23 protein-coding genes are annotated in these 22,703 nt (G+C 40.4%); 13 read left to right on the top strand and 10 right to left on the bottom strand.

All coding sequences use genetic code 11. The features are described 5' to 3' along the window. Positions 1 to 10: 10 nt before the first annotated feature. The 3 genes from A6M13_RS08070 to A6M13_RS08060 are packed head-to-tail and all read right to left on the bottom strand — an operon-like array spanning position 11 to position 3,079. On the bottom strand, positions 11 to 427 hold the full coding sequence (locus tag A6M13_RS08070; protein ID WP_066544832.1) for a MaoC/PaaZ C-terminal domain-containing protein: 417 nt from the start codon (positions 425 to 427) through the stop codon (positions 11 to 13). A gap of 22 nt (positions 428 to 449) precedes the next feature. Beyond that, a complete protein-coding gene (locus A6M13_RS08065; RefSeq protein ID WP_066544830.1) occupies positions 450 to 896 on the bottom strand; it encodes a MaoC family dehydratase N-terminal domain-containing protein in 447 nt (148 codons plus the stop codon). Between the two features lie 5 nt (positions 897 to 901). Beyond that, positions 902 to 3,079: an acetate--CoA ligase family protein gene (locus A6M13_RS08060; protein ID WP_066544829.1), complete on the bottom strand. Its 2,178-nt coding sequence runs from the start codon at positions 3,077 to 3,079 to the stop codon at positions 902 to 904. Between the two features lie 410 nt (positions 3,080 to 3,489). On the opposite strand from A6M13_RS08060, the gene A6M13_RS08055 reads away from it, so the two are divergent. Beyond that, complete coding sequence (locus tag A6M13_RS08055) at positions 3,490 to 5,439, top strand: helix-turn-helix domain-containing protein (RefSeq protein ID WP_066544828.1); 1,950 nt, start codon at positions 3,490 to 3,492, stop codon at positions 5,437 to 5,439. Positions 5,440 to 5,722: 283 nt separating this feature from the next. On the opposite strand, the gene A6M13_RS08050 is transcribed toward A6M13_RS08055, so the two are convergent. Together A6M13_RS08050 and A6M13_RS08045 are read right to left on the bottom strand one after the other, a co-directional pair. Beyond that, a complete protein-coding gene (locus tag A6M13_RS08050; RefSeq protein ID WP_066544826.1) occupies positions 5,723 to 6,166 on the bottom strand; it encodes a HEAT repeat domain-containing protein in 444 nt (147 codons plus the stop codon). Between the two features lie 145 nt (positions 6,167 to 6,311). After that, positions 6,312 to 6,620: a DUF3243 domain-containing protein gene (locus tag A6M13_RS08045; protein ID WP_066544824.1), complete on the bottom strand. Its 309-nt coding sequence runs from the start codon at positions 6,618 to 6,620 to the stop codon at positions 6,312 to 6,314. Between the two features lie 190 nt (positions 6,621 to 6,810). Between A6M13_RS08045 and allB the strand changes: the two genes are divergently transcribed. Further along, positions 6,811 to 8,169: an allantoinase AllB gene (gene allB / locus A6M13_RS08040; RefSeq protein WP_083998276.1), complete on the top strand. Its 1,359-nt coding sequence runs from the start codon at positions 6,811 to 6,813 to the stop codon at positions 8,167 to 8,169. A gap of 84 nt (positions 8,170 to 8,253) precedes the next feature. On the opposite strand, the gene A6M13_RS08035 is transcribed toward allB, so the two are convergent. Further along, complete coding sequence (locus tag A6M13_RS08035) at positions 8,254 to 10,215, bottom strand: methyl-accepting chemotaxis protein (protein ID WP_066544820.1); 1,962 nt, start codon at positions 10,213 to 10,215, stop codon at positions 8,254 to 8,256. Between the two features lie 528 nt (positions 10,216 to 10,743). On the opposite strand from A6M13_RS08035, the gene A6M13_RS16255 reads away from it, so the two are divergent. The 7 genes from A6M13_RS16255 (at position 10,744) to A6M13_RS08010 (ending at position 15,207) form a co-directional block, all read left to right on the top strand. Then, entirely contained in the window at positions 10,744 to 10,917 is a 174-nt protein-coding gene (locus tag A6M13_RS16255; protein WP_169817424.1) for a hypothetical protein, read from the top strand. A 228-nt stretch (positions 10,918 to 11,145) separates the two neighbouring features. Beyond that, on the top strand, positions 11,146 to 12,351 hold the full coding sequence (gene sstT, locus A6M13_RS08030) for a serine/threonine transporter SstT (RefSeq protein WP_066544818.1): 1,206 nt from the start codon (positions 11,146 to 11,148) through the stop codon (positions 12,349 to 12,351). 146 nt (positions 12,352 to 12,497) lie between these two features. After that, positions 12,498 to 12,887: an OsmC family protein gene (locus A6M13_RS08025; RefSeq protein WP_066544816.1), complete on the top strand. Its 390-nt coding sequence runs from the start codon at positions 12,498 to 12,500 to the stop codon at positions 12,885 to 12,887. Between the two features lie 126 nt (positions 12,888 to 13,013). After that, complete coding sequence (locus tag A6M13_RS16250) at positions 13,014 to 13,187, top strand: hypothetical protein (protein WP_169817423.1); 174 nt, start codon at positions 13,014 to 13,016, stop codon at positions 13,185 to 13,187. Then, a complete protein-coding gene (locus A6M13_RS08020; RefSeq protein WP_066544814.1) occupies positions 13,171 to 13,752 on the top strand; it encodes a Fic/DOC family protein in 582 nt (193 codons plus the stop codon). The genes A6M13_RS16250 and A6M13_RS08020 overlap by 17 nt, the downstream gene beginning before the upstream one ends. Before the next feature lie 76 nt (positions 13,753 to 13,828). Continuing rightward, complete coding sequence (locus tag A6M13_RS08015) at positions 13,829 to 14,269, top strand: hypothetical protein (RefSeq protein ID WP_083998275.1); 441 nt, start codon at positions 13,829 to 13,831, stop codon at positions 14,267 to 14,269. After that, positions 14,266 to 15,207 carry a TRM11 family SAM-dependent methyltransferase gene (locus tag A6M13_RS08010; RefSeq protein ID WP_066544812.1) on the top strand — a complete coding sequence of 314 codons (942 nt, stop codon included), beginning with the start codon at positions 14,266 to 14,268 and terminating at the stop codon, positions 15,205 to 15,207. The genes A6M13_RS08015 and A6M13_RS08010 overlap by 4 nt, the downstream gene beginning before the upstream one ends. Positions 15,208 to 15,256: 49 nt before the next feature. Here the strand turns inward: A6M13_RS08010 and A6M13_RS08005 are convergent, their stop codons facing one another. Together A6M13_RS08005 and A6M13_RS08000 are read right to left on the bottom strand one after the other, a co-directional pair. Further along, on the bottom strand, positions 15,257 to 15,514 hold the full coding sequence (locus A6M13_RS08005; protein WP_066544810.1) for a hypothetical protein: 258 nt from the start codon (positions 15,512 to 15,514) through the stop codon (positions 15,257 to 15,259). Positions 15,515 to 15,548: 34 nt separating this feature from the next. Further along, positions 15,549 to 16,532 (bottom strand): alpha/beta hydrolase, encoded by a 984-nt coding sequence (locus A6M13_RS08000; RefSeq protein WP_066544808.1) that lies wholly within the window; start codon positions 16,530 to 16,532, stop codon positions 15,549 to 15,551. Positions 16,533 to 16,588: 56 nt separating this feature from the next. Between A6M13_RS08000 and A6M13_RS07995 the strand changes: the two genes are divergently transcribed. Beyond that, complete coding sequence (locus A6M13_RS07995; RefSeq protein ID WP_066544806.1) at positions 16,589 to 17,038, top strand: OsmC family protein; 450 nt, start codon at positions 16,589 to 16,591, stop codon at positions 17,036 to 17,038. Between the two features lie 16 nt (positions 17,039 to 17,054). After that, positions 17,055 to 17,936, top strand: coding sequence for a 5'-3' exonuclease (locus A6M13_RS07990; RefSeq protein ID WP_066544804.1), 882 nt, complete (start codon positions 17,055 to 17,057; stop codon positions 17,934 to 17,936). Here the strand turns inward: A6M13_RS07990 and A6M13_RS07985 are convergent. After that, positions 17,899 to 18,444 carry a C39 family peptidase gene (locus tag A6M13_RS07985; protein ID WP_066544802.1) on the bottom strand — a complete coding sequence of 182 codons (546 nt, stop codon included), beginning with the start codon at positions 18,442 to 18,444 and terminating at the stop codon, positions 17,899 to 17,901. The two genes, A6M13_RS07990 and A6M13_RS07985, sit on opposite strands and share 38 nt — an antisense overlap. A gap of 79 nt (positions 18,445 to 18,523) precedes the next feature. Beyond that, a complete protein-coding gene (locus A6M13_RS07980; RefSeq protein ID WP_066544800.1) occupies positions 18,524 to 18,841 on the bottom strand; it encodes a thioredoxin family protein in 318 nt (105 codons plus the stop codon). A gap of 236 nt (positions 18,842 to 19,077) precedes the next feature. Here A6M13_RS07980 and A6M13_RS07975 point away from each other — a divergent pair, with 236 nt between their 5' ends. Beyond that, complete coding sequence (locus A6M13_RS07975) at positions 19,078 to 21,462, top strand: 3-hydroxyacyl-CoA dehydrogenase/enoyl-CoA hydratase family protein (RefSeq protein WP_066544798.1); 2,385 nt, start codon at positions 19,078 to 19,080, stop codon at positions 21,460 to 21,462. A gap of 44 nt (positions 21,463 to 21,506) precedes the next feature. Beyond that, positions 21,507 to 22,679 carry an acetyl-CoA C-acetyltransferase gene (locus A6M13_RS07970; protein ID WP_066544796.1) on the top strand — a complete coding sequence of 391 codons (1,173 nt, stop codon included), beginning with the start codon at positions 21,507 to 21,509 and terminating at the stop codon, positions 22,677 to 22,679. Positions 22,680 to 22,703: the final 24 nt, after the last annotated feature.

Genomic DNA, 22,703 nt, shown 5'->3' with positions numbered 1-22,703 from the left:
CCGCTCCTTTTTATTGAAATTCCAGTGTTGCTTCGCCTGTTCCGACGATTTGTTCAGGTCCTTTTTCAGCTGTTACGGTAACAACGACCATTTGTTTCCCGTTTTCTTCATACACATCTTTGACGATACCGTTACACGTAATAACATCTTTTGGAAAGGTCATCGCACCAAAACGCATATTGAAGTTTTTCACAAGTGCTGCATCACCAGCGATTTTATTGACATATTCGCCAAGGAAGCCCATTACGAGCATGCCGTGCGCGATAACACCTGGCATGCCGATTTTTTGAGCAAAGGTATCATCTGTGTGAAGGGGGTTAAAGTCACCAGATGCACCTGCGTACTGGACAAGCTGTACTTTTGTTACTTTGTCTTTCGTATAAGGGGGAAGCTGTTGACCAGCCACAAATTGCGTAATCGTCTTCATAAAAGTGCTCCTTCCGAATTGTTTATTTCACCGTTACGGGGCGATAAATAATATTAGTACGGCTCGTTACGACATGATTGCCGTGTTCATCGGTAATCTCTGTATCGAGGACGAGAAATTCCATCGTTCCTTTTTTTCCTTCACGCTCGTACACATCCGTTACTTTCATTTGACCTGTTAATTGGTCATTTGGACGAATTGGTCGTGAGTAAATAAATTGCTGTTCTCCGTGAAGCATGCGATTATAGTCCAATCCTAGGTCTAATGTGTCGCCGTCTTCATCGGTAATGACAACCGGAAAAGTAGGGGGGGCGATAATGCCACCATGAATGGTTGCTTTCGCATAGTCCTCATCAAAGTAAAGAGGGTTCAAGTCACCAATTGCACGCGCAAATTGACGAATATGACGGTGGTCTACTTGAAATGAAAATGGCTTTCCCGTTTTACCTTTCAATGCTTGTAATGACATATCGTTTAGCCTCCAATCAGTTGTGTAGTAGATGTTGTAGGTGCAGCTTGTTTTGTTGCAATCATGCTATCAGCTGTTTTAACGCCTTTTTCGTACGCGATAATCGGGTTAATATCCAGCTCTTGAATCAAGTCTTTTTGCTCGGTCATTAATGTAGATACTTTGAGTAGCACATCAATTAATGCTTCTTTATCAACAGCAGCTTTTCCGCGCGCTCCGTTTAAAATGGCATTGCCTTTTAGCTGTTCGAATAAATCAATCGCATCATGGCGTGTTAACGGTGCGACTTTAAAGGCAACATCTTTAAATACTTCTACGAAAATGCCACCTAAGCCCGCCATGATAACCGGACCGAATGTTGGATCATTATGCGCACCGATAATTAGCTCGACACCTGGCTGTAGCATTTCAATGACAGCGACGCCGTTAATCGTTGCGTCTGGCTTGTAGTTTTTCGCGTTCGTGACAATCGTGTCGTACGCAATCGCCACATCTGCTTCATTTTGAAGATTTAGGCGAATGGCATCTGCTTCTGTTTTATGTGGAATGTCTGGTGAATCAATTTTCATGACGACTGGGAAGCCAATAACGCGTGCTTGGTCAATCGCTTGCTCTACGGACGTTGCGATAAATCGCTGTGGTGTCGGGATACCGTAACGCTGTAACACTTCACTTGCTTGTGCTTCACTTAATAATTGACCAGGCGTTACAATATCGCTTAAATCAATAGGTGTCGTCACTGCTTCTTGCTCGTCGGCAATCGCATTTTCAAGACGTACACGCTCACTGTAGTCAACAAGCTTAGAGAGTGCGCGAATCGGATTTAAGTCACATGGAATCACAGAAATGCCGTTTTCAATTAATAACGATGTCGCGGCTGGATACGTCATTTGCTCATCTAATGGGAATGGACAGACAAGCACCGTTTTATTGCTGTTGCGACAAAGTGTTAAAAATTCTTGTAACTCTGGTGTGTCTGCATGCCACATATACGGGAATTCTGTGAAAATAATATTGTCCACGTCTGGGTCATTTACGAGTGCACGCATTGGATACAAATAATATTCTGGGTTTGCGACAGAAGCGGCAGCGGTTAAGTCAATTGGATTTGTTACACTTGCATAACTCGGTAAGTATTCACGAATAGCCGTTTTCGTTTGCTCACTTAATTCCATAATGTTTAAGCCATAGCCTTCACAACGGTCTGCTTCATTAATACCGCGTCCACCTGAGCTTGTAATAATGACCGTATTTTTACCTGTTGGCAGTTTTTCTGGATTGAAGATTTTAGAGAAAGCGACAATGTCATCGAAATCTTCTGCACGAATAATACCGTGCTGACGGAAGAAGCCATCATACACTTTATCCGAGCCAGCTAATGAACCTGTATGAGAAGCAGCAGCACGACTACCTGCGTCACTACGTCCCGTTTTCATTAAAATAATCGGCTTTTTCTTTTTCAGTGCTTGCTTCGCTAGCACTTTTAATTGGTCGGGGTATTTCGCGCCTTCTAAGTAACCGCTAATTACATTTGTTTCATCATCGTGAATCATATATTCAACGAAGTCCTCAAAGCTCGATTCCATTTCGTTCCCCGTGCTCACGAAGTAGTTGAATAAAACACCATGCTTGGCGGCAGCCATATAAGTTAAAATTCCAAATGCACCACTTTGAGAAATATAGCCAACACCTTTTTTACCGTTTTGTGGCACGGTTAAAATAGACGGTGTGAATGTACCGATTAAGCCATTGCTCGTGTTGACTAAACCAACGCAGTTTGGTCCAACAACACGAATGCCATATTGTTTCGCAAGCTGTGCCAATTCTTGCTGAAGTTGTTGACCTTCTTCACCAGCTTCTGAAAATCCTGAGGCAAAAATAATGGCTGACTTTACGCCATGCTTTGCACAGTCTGCTAAGCTATCTTTAATTTGGTCATAGCCGACGCAAAAGATAACTAAGTCTACTTGCTTCGGTGTAGCCGAAAGCGATGGATAACAAGGTAAGCCAGCAATTTCATCTGCTGTTGGATGAATCGGGAAGATTTCACCATCAAATTTGCCATCTAATAACGCTTTAATTTGTAAGTAGCCAATTTTATATGGGCTTGTCGATGCTCCTAATACCGCAACAGTTTGTGGTTTAAACAAAGGTCGTAACGATTCAACATTTTGGTTTAACATTGTCCATACCCCCAGTTTGTCTTTCAGATGTATCACCTGTCACATTATGTTAACAATTCGTTTTTGAATAGTTTGAAAACGTAGCTCGCTAATTTAATACACTATTTAATGAGTTAATATGATGCCATAATATGCTCAATTACTTGATTCGTAAGGTATTTAAAAAATACGAAAAAACTTTAGCGGCTTTGTAGACCCGACTTTCGCTATATGTGACCACAACAATGTGACTTTGTAAGCGCATTCACATTTGCGTCTAGTATGCACGTTCTCTATTGCTTACAAACGTTGATACGACACGGATTGAAATAGGGGATGTTGTATGGATTTTCTGTAAAATGTGTTAATATTGTGTTAAATGACTGAAAAATTCTGCTTTGTGTAAAATTTGAATCCTGGGGGTAATGGGGATGAATGAGCATGTGCAACCAATCGTAACACCGTGGCATGACAATGTATTAGCGCAAATGACCGAGCGATTTACCGAAAAAATTGATGCGTTTTTTACGCTGTTCATTTATGAGATGAATGAGATGAGCGCATTACAGATGGAGCAGTTTTTAGCGGAAAATATTGATGTAACAGATAGCACAATGTTTTTAAAAGACTTTAAAATTTATGTGTTAACAGCGGACAGCTACTATATGAATGAACAACTATATGTGACGATTCGTCAGCAGGCACGTGAGAAAGTGATTTCAAATTTTATTCAATTTGCGGTGTTATATGCGTTAAAGCAGCGCCCACATGTTACGTTGTCGACCGTAACAAGTAGCGCGCAGCTAATGTCATTATTTAAGCATGTGGAAGCGGCATTAGTAGAAAAAGTGAAAGGGCGAGAAATCGCAACATGGAAGGATTATAATGCATGGTGGAAGCAGCGCATTACTGAAAAAACGTTAGAGCATTTAATTTTGCATTACGGTGTGCAGCAGCTTGAACAAGCAACAAGACAGCAATTTAATGCTCTGTTTTTAGAAACGTTAAACATCCAGTTTATGCAAAATGAGCGCTTTTTGCAGCAAATGAATGAGGAATCGAAACACTATTATCAGAGCTTCGTGACGTTGATGGTGCAGGAAGTGAATGAAATACTAGCGCAGTATGATAAGTCGCAGCAACGCGATGCAACGACTGATTTTTCACAGTTAACCGCTGTGCCGAATTATGTGTCAGTGCCAAACTTTGTTGTGTATCAAGCGATTCGAGAAGTCATGTACCAAAAGAATTTTACAACAGCGCCCGATACATATCCGACTGCGACTTTTTCAAAAGGACGTACAAATGGCTCGATTATGATTCATCCGTGCTGTATCGACGATGAAGTACAGCGACTGGAACGAGCACATGAACATCGTGTGCAACTATCGACAATTGCGGTAGATGTGTTAGATATTTTATGTGTGTTATTTATATACCGTGCGAAGCATCCGACAGATACGATTGAAGTTGAGCTAGCCGATATTTTGAAAATGAGAGGCTTGCGGGAGAAGCTAGGCGGGCAAGGACGACGCGGTGGCTTTGAAAAAAAGCAAAAGGAACAAATTATTGGAGCACTTCAACACATTCAAAGCTTATTGGTAACAGTCGATCAAACGACATTGTATAAACAAAATAAGCCGACACAAGTACGGGCGCAAGGACGAATTTTTTTGTTTCAAACAGCGACTGGAGAACCCGATAAAATTCGTGCAACAACATGTAGAACTAAAATAACGTATACGGTCGATACATTGTTTGCGAAATATTTATTAGCGCCGAAAAAGCAATTGGCGTTATTGCCGATTGTAGCTCTCACCTATCATGCTTATCGTATGAGTGCCGAAAAGCAATTAAGTCGTTATTTAAGTTGGCGTTGGCGTACGCAAGCGTTTAAAGGGAACTATTTACAGCCAAATAAAGTACGGACCATTTTACATGCGATGGGGGAAACATTAAACGAGCGTGCACCGATGCGTACGAGAGAGCGTCTTGAGAAAACATTGGATACACTTATGCAAGATGGGGTTATTGCAGATTGGCATTATGTGAAATGGGATGAACAAATTGCCACAACAAGAGGATGGGCAAAGTATTGGTTAAACACAGCACTCATTATTGAGCCAGCCGACCAAGTGAAGGAGCATTACGCATCGATTGAGCAAAATAATCGCTACCGACAAGCACCACCACCGACACAAAAGGATGATGTAGTGGGAGCGCAACTCACAGCGTTGCGCAAATCAAAGAAGCTTACTATTTTACAGCTTGCGGAACAATTAGGTGTAACCGCACCACATATTAGCAATATCGAAAAAAATAAAGCGCGTCCATCACCAGCGTTACGAAAAAAAATAATAGCATGGATGGAACAGCAGTGAAGTGAATGAATAGAGGAGAGCGTAAGGGAATAACGCTATGTCTGCGCAATGTGTTCGCTATGTGGCGTAGCACCAAAGCAGAAAAATCCCCTTCAGCAGTTGTCGTTGCTGAAGGGGATTTTTTTGTCCCAACCTTTTTTCACCAAAATAAATATCTTTCCTATATTTTAACAATATCTATTCGATTATTATCGAAAACCTCAAAGGACAAACGACTGTTGGCATAGGGAAGTACAAAAGAAAATCCCCTTACAAAAAATTCGTAAGAGGACGGGGATATGGCTTATTTACGTGTAATTGTTTTTTCCCACATGTCGTGAATCCACGCATCAAACTGTGCGCCTTTTTCACCTTCATATGTGTTATACATATCGCTACGTGTTTTCGCTAATTTTTCTTTAAAGTCTTCTACTGTATGGTCAGCGGGTAAGCTCTTTTTTAAACGTAAAAATACTTTTGGCATATCTTTCATAAGTTCACCTTTTGGCGCTTCGTAAGCTGGTACAGGTTTACCCATGTTTTTTAATGCTTGTGCAGCAGCTTCACGAACAGCTGTTACTAAATCTGCTTTTGCAACATATGTTAAAATTTTCGTTGTTTCATCCGTGTTGTATTGTGCTAATTCATTCACGGCATGACGACGTTCTTCCCAATTGGCTTGACGGTTCACTGATTTTTTTAGCTCACTGAAGTTTTCAGGTAGCGTGTTTTGTTGTTCTTTACTCACGTATAATTCTCCTTTTGTATTGCTTCTTGAGCAATATGCATAAACAATAGTATATCATGAAGCGTGCAAATAACCTACGAACATTCACTTACTTTTCCTACATAAAAAGAGCTGCCTTCAAAGGAAGACAGCTCCGTATCATCATTTATTCACTTTGGACCATTTTCACAAGGACGTATGCAATGTGTTTTTTAGCATCTTCATCAGCGACTTTCCACATTTCTTGCAACAGTTTTTGCTCACGATTTCGTGGTTCTTCATTTTTAGCGAGATGGTCTGCAACAAACTTTGCGCCTTTTGCTAAAAACTCATCACTTAATCCGAGCTTCTTTCCTTTTTCAAGCTGGTCATTTAAATAACTTTTAAATTCGTTAAAGTTTTCTAAAATCGCATCTTTTTCTTCTGGAGTTAAATCTTGTATCTTCTGATTGACTTGGTTCATTTCTTCAGACATGGATAAAGCCCCCTTCTGAACGTTATGTTCACTTGTACTTATAGCACTACAACCAAATAATAAACAATATGTAGTAACAAATAGTGATGTACTTAGTGAAAATAACTAAAAAAATATGTGTTTTTCAGCGTTCACGGCAATGTCTCGTGCTAAAAATCTCTCTATAATAAAACGAAAAGAACTGGTGGGGATGAATATGTTCGCAACAATTATTCGACAAGGGCTTGTAGTACTTGAACATGAACTCAAGCAAATGGATATCGGTATACAAGATGGTGTTATTACGATGATTGCGCCAAACATCGAAGCATCAGCTAAACAAGAAATTGACGCAACAGGGAAATATGTCTTTCCAGGTGTTGTCGACAGCCATGTTCATTTTAGTGACCCTGGTCGTGCAGAGTGGGAAGGGTTTGTTACCGGCTCTCAAATGATGGCAGCAGGTGGCGTGACAACATTTATTGATATGCCATTAAACGGTATTCCTTCAACGGTTACAGCACAGTATGTACACGATAAAGCACAACGGGGTCTCACATCAAGCTATGTAGATTTTGCGCTTTGGGGAGGGCTTGTTCCTGGCAATATTGGTGAATTAGAAGGAATGGCAAAGGCAGGAGTGATTGGCTTTAAAGCATTTATTTCACCAAGTGGAAATGAGGAGTTTGAACATGTAGATGCCGAAACTTTACTAAGTGGTATGCAAGAAATTGCTTGTTTAGGAAAAGTGTTAGCTTTGCATGCAGAAAGTGCTGAAATCACGACGTGGCTAACGAAAGAGAAGCAAGCGCGTCAGCAAACAACTGCAGATGATTATGCAGCGACAAGACCGGTCGAAGCGGAAGTAGAAGCGGTCGAGCGTGTGTTACAGTATGCGGCGATTACAGGCTGTCCGCTACATTTTGTACATATTAGTAGTGCTGAGGCAATTTCAGCAATTCAACGAGCAAAGGAAAAAGGGCAAGATGTAACACTTGAAACATGTCCGCATTATTTACTGTATTCGCACGAGGCATTAGTTGAAAAAGGAGCTGTTGCAAAATGTGCACCACCACTGCGCACACCACAGCAAGTAGCCGCATTGCGTCAATGTTTAGCAGATGGTTCCATTGATTTTTTAGCGTCAGACCATTCACCTGCACCATCGACACTGAAGCAAGGCGATAACTTTTTTGAGATGTGGGGAGGGATTAGTGGAGGGCAATATACATTACAAGCGGCAATTGAACTAGCGCTGACTTTGCAATTACCTATGACCGAGGTTGCACGCTGGACAGCACAAGCTCCTGCCGAACGCTTCGGACTACTACAAAAAGGTAAAATAGCAATTAGTTATGACGCAGATATTGTAATGGTCGAGATGTCGTCATTTACGGCAACACAACATAATTTTTTCGCGAAACATAAGGAGAGTTTGTATATGGGGCATCGCTTTCCATGTACCATCTCAACAACAATTGTGCGTGGGGCAGTCGTCTATACGAATGGACAAGTACACCACGTACAGTCAAATTGGCAACGTCCACGTGTCCCGCAATTTGAATTTTAAATGTGCTGACGCGAATGACAACATCAAAAGAAGCATAGACGAGCGCAGCTTCGTCTATGCTTCTTTTTGCATGTAAATGCTTTGTTATGATGTTTTAAAACGTTTAATCGAATCGTCCAAATGACTTGCTAGTGTAACAAGTTGCTGTGTTGCTTGTTGCATTTGAGCAGTAGATGCCAATGCTTCTTCACTGAACGCTGAAACTTCTTCGGATACAGCCGCATTGTCACGGGCATGAATCGTTAGCTCTTGTGTCGTCGCATTCACTTGTTGAAGTGCAGCTGACATTTGTTCAGCAATGGCTGAAACATTTTCGATTTTTGGGGTAATGTGATGCGTATTGTCTACGATTTCTGTGAATCTTTGAGCCGTATCTTTACTTACCGTAATCCCTGCTTGCACTTCGTCTGTTGCCTGTTGCATAAACTGAACAGAGTCTGCTGTATATTGCTGCACCTCTTTAATGAGTTGGGCAATTTTAATTGTAGACGTACGAGAGTCTTCTGCTAATTTTCGCACTTCCTCTGCCACAACAGCAAAGCCTTTTCCATGTTCACCTGCACGTGCCGCTTCAATTGACGCATTTAATGCCAGTAAGTTTGTTTGATCGGAAATGTTGTGAATCACGTCTAAAATGCTACCAATTTCTTTCGTACGGTCATAAAGGGTACGTACTTTTTCATCAGTTAATGCAACCGATGATTGAATCGAACTCATTTGTGTCACGGTATTTTGAATCGCTAATGTTCCTGACTGAGCCAGTTCCGTTGCGTGTTGTGAAAGTTCGAGCACTTCTGCGGTATGTTCCGCTGTATACGTAATACCTTGAGCAATTTCCGAGATAGAATCAGTCGCTTGTTCAATACCGATAGATTGTGTTTCGGTATTTCTCGTAATTTGGAGCATCGCATCTGTAATTTGTTGCGAGCTTGCCATTGTTTCATCTGTATTTTGTGCTAGCACATGAGACGCCTGCCTCACAGCATCTGCACTTTCTTTTGTATCTTTTAATAAATCGCTCATATTTTCTTTCATCTGTGTAAACGATTTTGCGAGCAGTCCGAACTCATCCTTTGAGCGAATCGTTAGCTCGGTCGTTAAATCGCCGGCGCTTAATGTTTCCATTCCTCGTCGTAATAGATGGATTGGACGTGTAATAGAGCGGATGAAGAAAATCATGACAATAATACCGATAACTAATGAGATACTCACAACGATAGCAATGGTGTCACGTGTAGTTTTTGCAGCTACGATAGCTTCTTCATGGAATGTTGTTGCTGCAAGTTTCCAGCCAGTAATGGCATTTGATGTACTAATAACGGTTGTATCGTCTACATCAAATTGCATCGCCTCATCGGTATATAGCTTTTCTACATAGGATTCGCTCGCTGCCTGTCCACCGGTGCCGTTTGGCGAAGCAATATAACGTCCTTCTTGGTCAAGAATAGTGACGTAACCAAGCTCGCCAATATGAATCGATTGTGCAGCATTCGATAATGTTGCAATACTCAAGTCAATACCGAATACACCTTTTCCATTCGTAAGTTGTTTCGATACAGTAATCACAAGTTCATTTGTACTTGAAGATAAATAAGGTTCTGTTATGTATACACCATTTGTTTCCAACGCACCGCTATACCAAGGGCGGGTACGTGGGTCGTATGCTTTGGAATATTCAAACGTCGGCATACGAATCATTTGACCTTCAGAAGTACCGACATAGGCTATAAGTGCTTCCGGGTGTTGCGCTAAATAAACATCTAAGTTTTTACGTAAGGTGTCTTCATTCACGGGCTGTGCTAAGTCTGCTGTAATCGTGTCAGCAAAATATGTCGCATCATGTAACTCCCGCTCAAGAATGTCTGTTAACTTATCATCGAGTAATTGTAAACTTGTTTGTGCAGCGTGTACTTGTTCGTGTTTAATACTGTTAACAACACTATCATGAGCAATTATACCCACTGTCATTGCTGGCAGCATTAAAAAGAGTAAAAGTGTTAATAGCAACTTTCTTCCGATAGAAGGGAAGAGTAATTTTTGTTTCATAAACCGTATGCACCTCTTTGTTGTCTTATTTTTCTAGAATATGTGTGCTTTTTTGAACATTTATTCACATAAGGTGCACCTTTAAACCTATTTAGGAACTCTACGTATTATAACGCGAAAAAAATATAAAAACAGTATGAATTTTCATTTTTTTGCTAATTAGGAGATAATATGTATTTTGTCAATTGTTTTTTATAAAAAACGAAAAAATATCGCTGTTCGGTAAAAAGTAAAGCGCTTTCTTTTAGGGTAAATACGCTAAAATTTAAAAAATAAAACATTAAATGAAAACGATTACAAAAATTATTTTTTATTTAAAAGTCTTTTAAATAAAGGATTTTAAGACGATTATCATTTGTAAAGGAATGTGGAGTAATAAAAAGTTTGAAAAAAATGTGAACGTGGTATATGATAAGTACAAGGTAGAAGAAAACATCTTAAACGACAGAAAAATGATTTTTTCTACAAAACATAATGACACTAGGATTTGGGACGAGCTTTACTTCATATACTTAGGAGGCGTTTCATATGGCAAATGTAAACAACACAACAAATCACAACAAAGAGCTGCCGTTAGTCCAAGAGATGAAAACACCAAGTGCAATTATTGTTTTAGGGTCGGTATTCGGGATGGCTACATTATATGCGATTGGATCATTCGGTGTGATGTTTTACGACATGCTAATGAAGCTCCTTTCGTAAAACTATAAAAATAATTTAACACAGCGGAATAACGTGAGAAACGCCGTTATTCCGCTTTTTCTGTGCGTTTGAGACGTACAAATGTACATATTTTTGTATTTTGATATAGCAAAAACTACTTTACAATCATTTTAGACATGTTAGAATGTCTATATCTTACACTCATAATGACACGGTAAAAGAACAAAATGTACGGTGGAATGGGCGAGTATATTCGGGGGAAATGACATGAAGAACGTATGGCAAGCATGGACGAACATCAATCTTGTAACACGTATTATTGCCGGTATCGTTATCGGTATTGCATTCGCATTATTGTTACCAGATGCAGCAGTAATTGCACTGCTAGGTTCCTTATTCGTAGGTGCATTAAAAGCAGTCGCGCCAATTTTAGTATTTGTATTAGTTATTCACGCGATTGCAAGTCACGAAGCAGGTAAAAAAACAAATATGAAAATGATTTTAGGGTTGTATGCAATCGGTACGTTATCGGCTGGTTTTGTAGCGGTTGTGGCAAGCTTTTTATTCCCAACTACGTTGACATTAACGCAAGGTGCAGAGGAAGTAAGTGCACCGAGTGGCATAGGCGAAGTGTTACAGACATTACTCTTTAATATTGTATCGAATCCTATAACAGCAATTGCAGAAGCAAATTATATTGGTATTTTAGCGTGGGCAGTTGTACTTGGAGTTGCATTAAAGGCAGCTAGTGCGACGACAAAAGAGGTTATTAGCAATCTGTCAGATGCAATTTCTAAAGTTGTACAAGCAGTCATTCAATTTGCACCAATTGGTATTTTAGGTTTAGTGTACGAAGCGGTTGCGGTAAATGGTTTATCAGCATTAGGGGAATATGGTCGTCTACTTGTTGTATTAGTCGGGTCAATGTTCTTTATTGCATTAGTCATTAATCCACTCATCGTATTTATTGTGACACGTCGTAATCCATATCCACTTGTATTGCTAACATTACGTGAAAGTGCTGTAACAGCATTCTTTACACGAAGCTCAGCAGCGAATATCCCAGTGAATATGAAATTATGTGAAAAGTTAAATTTAAATAAAGATACATATGCCGTATCAATTCCGTTAGGTGCGACAATTAACATGGCAGGCGCGGCAGTAACTATTGCGGTATTATCGTTAGCCGGAGCTAACACATTAAATATTGAAGTAGATATTTGGACTGCGTTAATTTTAGTTGTATTAGCAGCAGTGTCAGCAGCAGGAGCTTCAGGCGTTGCAGGCGGCTCACTTTTATTAATTCCATTAGCAACAAGCTTATTTGGTGTTCCAGCAGATATTGCAATGCAAATTGTTGCGATTGGCTTTATTATTGGCGTTGTACAGGACTCTTGTGAGACAGCTTTAAACTCATCTTCTGACGTTGTATTTACAGCGGCAGCGGAATACGCGACGGAGCGTAAAAAATAAACACGACGCACATTAAAAAGAGGTAGGAGAAATGACGAAATTTCTCCTACCTCTTTTCTTGTGTTCTGCTGTTTGGAAGCAATGTGGTCGAACTTTTCCTACATATATGGTAGGATTAAAAAAATACATAAAGTGAGGCATATGCTATGGAATTTACATTAACAAATACAGGTGCATTTTCAACAAATTTTGAGTTTGGTGAATTAACCGTATCAGGTAACGCAGAGATTGGCTTTCGCCCATATCAACTCCTTGTATCATCAGTTGCAGTATGTAGTGGTGGCGTATTAAAGAAAATTTTAGAGAAAAAACGCATTCCATTTACGGACATTACATTTACAGCAAATGTTGAGCGTGATGCGGAGCAAGTAGATAAAATTACAAAGATTGATATTCACTTTGTCGTGACGGGTGATAATTTAAAGCAAGCAGTGTTAGAAAAGTCGTTAGAAACAGCGATTAAAAACTGTTCAATGGTAGAGTCTGTAAAAGATTCGATTATTGTGACAGAAACAATTGAGGCAAAACAAGCATAATAAACGCAAAGGATAGGTCCAAGAAGCAATTCGGTGATCTATCCTTTTTCTATATGAACGGAAGCATCGTCACTAGGTTCAGCTCTGAATTTGCGGTATAATAAAGGAAGATGGGGAGGGACGTTTGTGACGAAATTAACATTAGATTCACCAGCTTTTCAAAGAGTTTCTAAAAATTTATCACTTGAAAATTTTCAAGTGGAAAAATCGCTCGCACTGCAAGCTTTAGACGTCATTAATTCCAAGAAGCAATTAACACCAACGATGATTCGTGAGGCTGTTAGTGGGCGAAAAGTATAATTTTGGGCAAGATGACGATTATTTATTAACACACAATAAACTTGGAATTGACTCTTTAGAGCAGCTTGAGCGAGCTGAACAATATGCATTTATGGTACGTGCTTTACAAATTGAAACAGGTGACTATATAATTGATTCCTTTTCAAAGGAAGCGTTTCAAGCGTTGCATTATCATTTATTTCAAGATATTTTCACGTTTGCAGGGCAGTATCGAGATGTCCAATTATCGAAAGGACATACGCGTTTTTGCCAATATCAGTTTTTAGATAATATGGCCGAGCAGTTATTTGCCGAGCTTCAGCAAGAGACAGCGTGGCCAACAAAAGAGGTTGCAGCAGAACGTCTGGCATATTTTAAAGCTGAGCTTAATATGTTACATCCGTTTCGTGAGGGCAATGGGCGGACGATTCGTATTCTTTTACATGCGTATGCTCGGACGAAAGGTTATGAATGGCATTATATGCGGCTTGTACAAAATACGTATATGCAGTCGATGATTCAATCGATTGCGAATACAACAGCGTTACAGCAAATTTTATATGATACATTACAGCGGTTAGATTGAGTGCGAGCGTACTTTTAATCTAGCCGTCTTATTATGGTATACTAACAAATGATTGAGAAAAAAGGAGATAGTTACGATGCAATTTACGGTAGTAGAACGTTTAAATAAAGAAACAGAAGAATTAATCGCAGTAGCAGAGCCAAGCTTTTTACAAGAAAAGTTAAGCTATGTTGCAGAACATCAGCAAGAATATATTTATGTGGAGTCGCCACAATTTGAAGCGTTAAAAATGGATGCGGTCGTTTTAGAATTTGACGAGGCATTTGAAGTACCAATGGCGTTATTTGGCTTACGTTACCAAAAGAAAGTAAGTGCCAACTTAAAGCAATTTTTAAAGGATAACTTAGAAAAAGGCTTAGTGTCAGGTGCAATGTTCTCAGGGAATGAAGGAATTTGGGAAATTAATATTAGCTTAAATGCAATGAAAAACTATGACGAAGCGCAAACGATTGAACAAACGCTTGAAAAGTTAGTGGCGTTTGTAGCGGAAATGGTACAGGCAATCGAAGCGAAATGATGAATTTTTTCTATATGTATAGCTGGGCAAAAGATGAGATAGAGCTAGCTCATCTTGAACAGCGTCATTTATTAAATGATGCAAACGGACAAAATTATGTGTTAACGACAACGAATGTCGATGTGAATCGTAGTCCGTTTGTGAAAATAAAACTATCGATTCTGTGTGAGGCAGAAACATTAGCAGAGATTGTAACATTTGCTGAGCAGATGGTGTATGACGAAGCGACATTCCGCGTGTTGTCATTAAATAATGTTGCGCTTGGGGAAGAACCGAAGCATGCTTTTACGCAGCGTCAAGAAGCTGAGCGTACTTTAGGGAACGTTATCGCGGGCGAGCCTGACTTAAAACATCCACAGTGTACATTTGGCATTGTTTTTGTTGAGGGCTTATGGCGTTTTGGGCGAGTAGAAAAAGCAGATGCAATTTGGCTAGCGCATCAAGTGAAACCACATTCGTATTCAACAGCGCTTAATACACGTATGGCACGTGCTTTAGTAAATATTGCAGCGCCCCAGCCACAGGGATTACGCGTGATTGACCCATGTTGTGGGATTGGTACGGTTCTTGTCGAGGCATTATCAATGGATATTCCGATTTTAGGACGCGATATGAACTGGTTTGTTGCACAAGGCTCACGTAAAAACATTGCGCATTTTGGCTATGAAGGTACGGTAGAGCTAGGACCAATTGAAGATGTCACAGAGCATTATGATGTAGCAATTATCGATATGCCGTATGATTTATTTACAAGCGCATCACATGAAGAACAGTTAGCTATTGTTGTCGAAGCGCGTCGTATTGCAGACCGTGTCGCGTTTGTAGCGATTGAATCGATGCATGACATGTTTGATACAGCGGGCTTTACAGTACTGGATGAAGCGCGTGTGACAAAGGGCAATAGTAGCTTTTCACGTTTATTGTATGTATGTGAATAAAATAGAAAACAATCCGCCCCAGAATCGTTTCTTGGGCGGATTATTTATGTTAGTTAAATTCAATTTCTACATCAGATGGGTCAACGATTTCAAAGTCTTTATTTGAGTTTTTATCATTCATCGTTAGCATTACATTATGGATAAAGCCTAAATAGTGAGCCGCTTCTTCCTGCCCCTCTTCGAATACATAAAAATCATAATCTGTTTTATTTTTTTTACGTACGATGATGCTGCCTGTTGTTGTTGTCCAACGAATATATTTTCCTTTATTTAACGCTTGCATTACTTGTTGTTTTGTTAATGTCATCGTGTCGTGCTCCTTTAATCATTCATGCGTCTTACTATAACGAATGTGAAGAGGGCTTGTCAATTGTCGCTAAAAATGATAAAAGTGCCTGAAATGTTTGCATCGCATGAGGAGTGTCCATCATAAATTGATATTCATGGAATAGCTGTGCCTCTTGTTCGTCATAAAGTACCGTTGTATGCGGTATTTGCAATGTTTGGAACTTCTTTTCAAGCGCAAGGGCATGGCTTGTAAATGTATGCGCATTTCCATCAGTTAAAAATGTTGCTGGGAACGTAGATGGGATATAATCAATAACAGAAGCCAATTTTGTGCGAGGTAGTTGCTTCCATTGGCGTTTGCCCATATATGCCCAACCTGCTCGTTGCAGTAATTCAGCAAGTAATGGATGGTCACTTAATGTATCAAGTTGTTGTAAATCATAAGGACCGCAGCACAGTATAGCGCCTCGTAATTGTGTAGGCTGTATCACTTGGGGAATGCCGATTCTTTCAGCATAGGATGTATCAAGTTGTGTAATGATAAACTGCGCTGCAATTTGAGCTCCAGCAGAATCGCCTGCGATAATGATATTGTCGAGTAAGTGCGCATAATGCTGTTGCAAATAGGTGTACAGTTCTGCCACTTGATGAAGTGGTGCAGGGTATTGTGCTGTAGGTGCTAACGCATAGTTCATCGATACTACGTGATAACCATGTGCGGCAAGGGACGTCGCATATATGTCGATATCTCGTTTATCACCACCAACGTAAGCGCCGCCATGAACCCATAAAATAACGGGCGTACGAGCAGACGAATTTGGTGAAAATATATCAAATGTATGTTGTAGATAACGGGATGGATAGGATAAATCGCGTTGCACCGTTACACGTTGTTGCCAATCCGAAAATGCGGGTGGAGGCGTAGCAAGTCCTTTTTCAAATGCTTTTTTTATTAGTGCAGCGGCAGGCTTTGGCGAAAAATAACAATAGCTCGCTGCCGCAATGATAGCACCGCTCGCAAGTAACCATTTTTTCATGCAATAACACCCTTTCAAACAGAAGATAATATTAAGTATAAACGTGGAGGTAGAAAATGGCGATTCATGATTTTCATTTACAAGCAGTATGGACAGGTGGACGTAATGACGTCGGCACAATAAGCGCAGGCAATTTAGTGACGCAAGTATCGATTCCACCAGAAATGGATGGTCCAGGCATTGGGACGAACCCTGATGAAATGTTGTTAGGGGCAGCTGCGACATGTTATTTAATTACGCTTGCCGCAATGTTAGAGCGTTCAAATGTAGACGCAACTATTAGCCTTGCGTCAGATGCACAAGTGGATGTGACAAATGGGGTCTTTACATATAAAAGTATTGCCCATCAACCGACGATTACGGTGACACAACCATTAGATGAAGCTTTATTTAAAAAGGTTGACCGTTTAGCACATAAAGCAGAACAAACGTGTATGATTAGTAAAGCGTTACGTGGCAATGTGGCGTTATCGGTACAGCCGACAATTATTGCAGCGAACGAATGAAAGTAGGAGAACAGAGATGGAACAAAAACATTTATTAATTGTGGACGGTATGGCATTATTATTCCGTTCATTTTTCGCATCAGCAGCGATGAATCAATTCATTCGTTTAGAGGACGGCACACCATCAAATGGCGTACAAGGGTTTGCACGTCATGTAATGACAGCTGAAACTTTATTTCAACCGACGCATTTAGCAATTTGCTGGGATATGGGGGCGCACACATTCCGCAATGAATTATTCGATGGTTATAAGGCAAACCGACCAGCACCACCTGAAGAAATGCTGCCACAATTTGATATGGCAAAGGAAGTTTCAACGTTATTAGGTTGGACAAACTTTGGTGTTGTCGGAATGGAAGCAGATGATGCGATTGGCTCAATGGTGGCGAAGTGGAAAGATGAGGCGAAGATAACAGTCATTAGTGGCGACCGAGATTTATTACAGTTGCTTAATCCAATGACGACGATTGCACTCACAAAAAAAGGCTACACGGAATACAATATGTATACGGAGCAGCTTTTTGTTGAGGAGTATGGCATTACACCACCGCAATTTGCTGAGGTGAAAGCGTTTATGGGCGATGCGAGTGACGGGTATCCAGGCATTAAAGGCATTGGTCCGAAAACGGCGCTGCAACTTATTCAAACATATGGCTCAATTGAAGGTGTACTCGCTAATATTGATGCCTTAAAACCAGCACAGCGCACGAAAATTTTAGCGGATACTGACATGCTTCATATGTCACATCGTTTAGCGACGATTCACTGTGAAATGGACATTGCGCTCCAACTAGAAGATTTACGTCGTAAGCTTTATACGACAGAGCATGCACAAATGCTCGAACAAAAAGGATATCGTCTTATTGCGAAGCATGCTCGTTCATTAGGGGTGCTGTAGCATTTGGCGTAATGCGGACAAATGTTAAAACACTTGCATTATCAGCATAATAAAATGAGCGGACGCGACTTTGACGGTTGCGTCCGCCATTGTCATGTATAAACAGTTTTAATTCATTTGTTTTGTCAAAACCAATAAGTGGCACCCAATGATATGCGTATAAAGGCTTCTTTTTAAATTGGCATGAAAAATATTTATCGAATTTTAACGCAACTGGTCGTCCAGCTTCAATTTCTGCAAGTGCTTCGTCTAGCGAGCAAGTAGAAACTGTCCAATCTGGCCCCAAATAACGGCGCATATGACGGACGAAGCGCCATGTAAATAAACCGATTTTTGTGCCACCGAGCATGCGATAAAAATCATCCACGGATTTATTAACAGCATCCTTCCCAAATAAATAGTTTGTGATAACGTAAGCGGTAGTTGGGCCACACGCAGATGGCTGAAATTTTGGATTCACATGCCGATCATATTGCGAGTAGCCATCGACCGATAATAATGTGCGCATATTGTATACATCCTTTCTACGTTTCTGTCATAACAAAAATATAGACATCGTCGTGGACGATGTCTATATTTAATATTGCTTATTTTTGTGCGTCTAAGAAATCTGTTACTTGTTCAGGAGATTTCGCGTTTGCACTATGTAAGTGTGCAAGCTTCTCGCCATTTTTGAAGATTAATAAGCTTGGAATGCCGCGAACTTCTTGCTCTTCAGCAATGTCCATTAACTCATCACGGTCAACTTCATACCAGTTGTACTCGTTATATTCTTCAATAATTGGATCGATAAACATGTTCATGCGTGTGCAGTCAGGGCACCATCCAGCTGTGAATTTAATAATAACAGGTTGTTCTGTGCTTGTAAGTTCGTTGAATTTTTCTACTGTGCTAATGCGTTCCATTTAAAACACCATCCTTTTCAAAATTTAGTGTACACAATTTTGAAGAACGACGATAGTAAAATGCTCACACGACAAAATAGAATGCATAGTTTACAAGAAAAAGTTATTTGAGGAAAGAAAAATGTTGCGTTATTAGAGAAAATATTCTACACTAAAAACAGAAAAACGCTTTTAATATTTTTTTGCAACAAAAATGAATGGCTATTCATTCACAAGTGTAAAAGGGGGAAATACACGTGACGTACCGTATTCAAAAAGCAGCTGTTTTAGGTTCAGGAGTAATGGGTTCAGGGATTGCCGCACATTTAGCAAACATCGGCATTCCGACAGTTTTATTAGATATCGTACCGAAAGATGTTTTACCGCAAGAAGAAGCAAAGGGGTATACGTTAGAACATCCGGCTGTGCGTAATCGTTTTGCACAAACAGCTGTTGAGAAACTGAAAAAACATAAGCCAGCACCACTTGCATCAAAAGAAAGTTTAGCGCGCATTCGTGTCGGTAATCTAGAAGACGATCTACAGCTTTTAAGTGATGTAGATTGGATTATCGAAGTCGTTGTCGAAAACTTATCAGTAAAGCAAGCGTTATTTGAAAAAATTGAAACGGTGCGTAAGCCGGGGACAATCATTACATCAAATACATCAGGTATTTCCGTTCATGCAATGATTGAGGGACGTTCTGAAGATTTCCAAAAACACTTCTTAGGGACACATTTCTTTAACCCGCCACGCTATTTAAAATTATTAGAAGTGATTCCGACTAACAAAACAGCACCAGATGTTTTAGCGTTTATGCAAACATTTGGTGAAGATGTATTAGGTAAAGGTGTCGTTGTCGCAAAAGACACACCAAACTTTATTGCTAATCGTATCGGCACGTACGGTTTACTTGTGACGCTCCAACAAATTGAGCAAAACGGCTATTCTGTTGGCGAAGTCGATTCGGTGACAGGCCCATTAATCGGTCGTCCAAGTTCCGCAACATTCCGCACATTAGATGTAGTTGGTTTAGATACATTCGTTCATGTTGCGCGTAATGTATATGACAATACAACAGGCGAAGAACAAGCGGTGTTTGCGGATTCACCACTATTACTAAAAATGGTGGAAAACAATATGCTTGGTGCGAAATCGGGTGCAGGCTTCTTTAAAAAAGAAGGCAAGGAAATTTTAGAGTTAGATGTCGAAACATTTAGCTATGTGCCAAAGAAGAAGTTAAAAGAAACTTCTATTGAAATGGCAAAGCAGTTAAAGGGTGCACAAAAACTACAAACGCTTGTGTATGCAGATGACCGTTCTGGCAAGCTATTATGGGATGTTTTATCAAAAACATTTGTCTATGCGGCTCAATTACATGGTGAAATAGCAGATGATATTGTCGCGATTGATAATGCGATGAAATGGGGCTTCGGCTGGAGTCAGGGGCCGTTTGAATTATGGGATGCTATTGGGGTTGAAAAGTCTGTCGCAAAACTTCAAGCAGAAGGGGTTGCGATTCCAGCATTTGCACAAAAACTACTCGATAAAGGCTATACATCATTTTATAGCGAAGTAGACGGTAAGCTTTCTTACTTCAATGGTGAACAGTACGTTGCTGTGCCAACAAATGATAAAGCGATTCATTTAAAGACACTGAAAAAACAACAAGGTGTGCTAAAGGGCAATAGTGGCGCAAGCTTACTTGATATCGGTGATGGTGTGGCATTATTAGAATTCCATACGAAAAGTAACGCCATTGGTTTAGACATTATCGCGATGATTAATGAGTCGATTGATTTTGTTGAGCAACATGATTATAAAGGGCTTGTTATCGGCAACCAAGGGAAAAACTTCTGTGTCGGTGCAAATCTGGGCATGATGTTAATGGAAGCACAGGATGACAATATTTTTGAACTTGATTATGTCATTCGTGCATTCCAAAAAGCGATGCGACGTATTAAATATAGTACAAAGCCAGTTGTTGCCGCTCCGTTTAATATGACATTAGGCGGCGGTACAGAAGTATGCTTACCAGCGGCACATATTCAGGCAGCACATGAAACATATATGGGCTTAGTAGAAGTAGGTGTCGGTTTGATTCCAGGTGGTGGTGGCACAATCGCACTGTATGAAAAAATGCTGCGTGGTGTACCACAAGGTGTACGCATTGATATTCAAGAAATTGCGAACAAAGTATTTGAAACGGTAGCGATGGCAAAAACATCAACTTCTGCTGCAGAAGCACGTGAGTTAAACTTATTAAACTTTGCAGATGGCATTTCAGTAAATCCAGACCATTTAATTTATGATGCGAAGCAAGCAGTTATCGCTCTTGCAGAAGCAGGCTATACAGCACCGATTCGTAAGCAAATCCCAGTCATAGGAGCTACGGGCTACGGGACATTATTAATTGGCGCACAAGGTTTGTTGGACTCAGGCTTTATTTCAGAGCATGATTTCTTCATTGCGAAAAAATTAGCATTTGTACTAGCAGGAGGCATGTTACCATACGGCACAGAAGTGGATGAAGATTATTTATTTAACTTAGAGCGCGAGGCATTTTTACAATTAATTGCGCATCCACTGTCACAACAACGTATGCAGCATATGCTTGTGAAGGGAAAACCATTACGTAACTAATCGGAAACGAATATGAACGGTTGAATAAAGGGGGATATTTACTTATGCGTGAAGCAGTAATTGTCGCAGGTGCACGAACAGCTGTAGCAAAGTCGAAAAAGGGGTCGTTAGCTACAGTACGTCCAGATGATTTTGGTGCAGCAGTTGTCAAGGAAACATTAAAGCGAGCAAATTATACAGGGCCGATTGATGATTTAATTTTTGGTTGTGCAATGCCTGAAGCGGAACAAGGGATGAATGTTACACGTATTATTGGTGCATTAGCTGGTTTACCGGATACAACACCAGCGATTACAGTAAACCGCTTCTGTTCCTCAGGTTTACAATCCATCGCATATGCAGCGGAGCGTATTATGCTCGGACATTCAACAGCGATTGTTGCAGGCGGTGTAGAGTCGATGACATTAATTCCAATGGTCGGCAATAATCCACGTTTAAATCCAAAGGTTGCAGAAGAAATGCCAGCGTATTACATGGGCATGGGGCATACAGCAGAACAAGTAGCCCAAAAGTATAATGTATCGCGTGAAGATCAGGATGCATTTGCGGAGCGTTCGCATAAATTAGCGGAAGCGGCCATTAAAGCTGGGAAATTTGTCGATGAAATTGTCCCAATTGATGTGACGCATCATTATGTAGATAAGGATCATAAAGCGGCGAGCCGTACATTTACATTTGATACAGATGAAGGGGTACGTCCCGGGACAACAGTTGAAACATTATCGAAGTTACGTCCCGTATTTAATGTGCGTGGTTCGGTAACGGCAGGGAATGCATCACAAACATCAGACGGTGCTGCAGCGGTGCTAGTAATGGATCGTGAAGAAGCAGAAAAGCAAGGCATGAAGCCATTAGCGAAGTTTTTAGGGTTTGCAGTGGGCGGTGTACCACCAGAAGTCATGGGAATTGGCCCAATTGTAGCCGTACCAAAGGCGCTGAAAATTGCAGGCTTAACAATTGATGATATTGATTTATGGGAAATTAACGAAGCGTTTGCTTCACAATCGATTCAAGTTGTGCGAGAGCTAGGCATTGACCTGGAGAAAGTAAACGTCAACGGTGGCGCCATTGCACTTGGCCATCCACTTGGTGCGACGGGTGCGATTTTAACGGTAAAACTGATTCATGAATTAAAACGCCAACGTAAAAAATACGGTGTCGTAACGATGTGTATCGGCGGCGGTATGGGTGCAGCGGGCGTATTTGAACTACTATAATAATGGGGATTTTATAGAGGGAGG

The sequence above is a fragment of the Caryophanon tenue genome (genome assembly GCF_001700315.1).
Classification (GTDB): Bacteria; Bacillota; Bacilli; order Bacillales_A; family Planococcaceae; genus Caryophanon; species Caryophanon tenue.
The sequence above is the reverse complement of the archived record's forward strand: the minus strand, read 5'-3'. Positions and strand labels throughout refer to the sequence as shown.

Bases quoted from the DNA above. Each gene is read 5' to 3' on its own strand.
- A6M13_RS08015 (WP_083998275.1), top strand. From the start codon at position 13,829: ATGCAATTTACGGTAGTAGAACGTTTAAATAAAGAAACAGAAGAATTA.
- A6M13_RS07985 (WP_066544802.1), bottom strand. From the start codon at position 18,444: ATGCGCACATTATTATCGGTCGATGGCTACTCGCAATATGATCGGCAT.
- A6M13_RS08055 (WP_066544828.1), top strand. From the start codon at position 3,490: ATGAATGAGCATGTGCAACCAATCGTAACACCGTGGCATGACAATGTA.
- A6M13_RS16255 (WP_169817424.1), top strand. From the start codon at position 10,744: ATGGCAAATGTAAACAACACAACAAATCACAACAAAGAGCTGCCGTTA.
- A6M13_RS08010 (WP_066544812.1), top strand. From the start codon at position 14,266: ATGATGAATTTTTTCTATATGTATAGCTGGGCAAAAGATGAGATAGAG.
- A6M13_RS08060 (WP_066544829.1), bottom strand. From the start codon at position 3,079: ATGTTAAACCAAAATGTTGAATCGTTACGACCTTTGTTTAAACCACAA.
- A6M13_RS08065 (WP_066544830.1), bottom strand. From the start codon at position 896: ATGTCATTACAAGCATTGAAAGGTAAAACGGGAAAGCCATTTTCATTT.
- A6M13_RS07980 (WP_066544800.1), bottom strand. From the start codon at position 18,841: ATGGAACGCATTAGCACAGTAGAAAAATTCAACGAACTTACAAGCACA.
- A6M13_RS08070 (WP_066544832.1), bottom strand. From the start codon at position 427: ATGAAGACGATTACGCAATTTGTGGCTGGTCAACAGCTTCCCCCTTAT.
- A6M13_RS08045 (WP_066544824.1), bottom strand. From the start codon at position 6,620: ATGTCTGAAGAAATGAACCAAGTCAATCAGAAGATACAAGATTTAACT.
- A6M13_RS08000 (WP_066544808.1), bottom strand. From the start codon at position 16,532: ATGAAAAAATGGTTACTTGCGAGCGGTGCTATCATTGCGGCAGCGAGC.
- A6M13_RS07990 (WP_066544804.1), top strand. From the start codon at position 17,055: ATGGAACAAAAACATTTATTAATTGTGGACGGTATGGCATTATTATTC.
- sstT (WP_066544818.1), top strand. From the start codon at position 11,146: ATGAAGAACGTATGGCAAGCATGGACGAACATCAATCTTGTAACACGT.
- A6M13_RS07995 (WP_066544806.1), top strand. From the start codon at position 16,589: ATGGCGATTCATGATTTTCATTTACAAGCAGTATGGACAGGTGGACGT.
- A6M13_RS08005 (WP_066544810.1), bottom strand. From the start codon at position 15,514: ATGACATTAACAAAACAACAAGTAATGCAAGCGTTAAATAAAGGAAAA.
- A6M13_RS08035 (WP_066544820.1), bottom strand. From the start codon at position 10,215: ATGAAACAAAAATTACTCTTCCCTTCTATCGGAAGAAAGTTGCTATTA.
- A6M13_RS08025 (WP_066544816.1), top strand. From the start codon at position 12,498: ATGGAATTTACATTAACAAATACAGGTGCATTTTCAACAAATTTTGAG.
- allB (WP_083998276.1), top strand. From the start codon at position 6,811: ATGAATATGTTCGCAACAATTATTCGACAAGGGCTTGTAGTACTTGAA.
- A6M13_RS07970 (WP_066544796.1), top strand. From the start codon at position 21,507: ATGCGTGAAGCAGTAATTGTCGCAGGTGCACGAACAGCTGTAGCAAAG.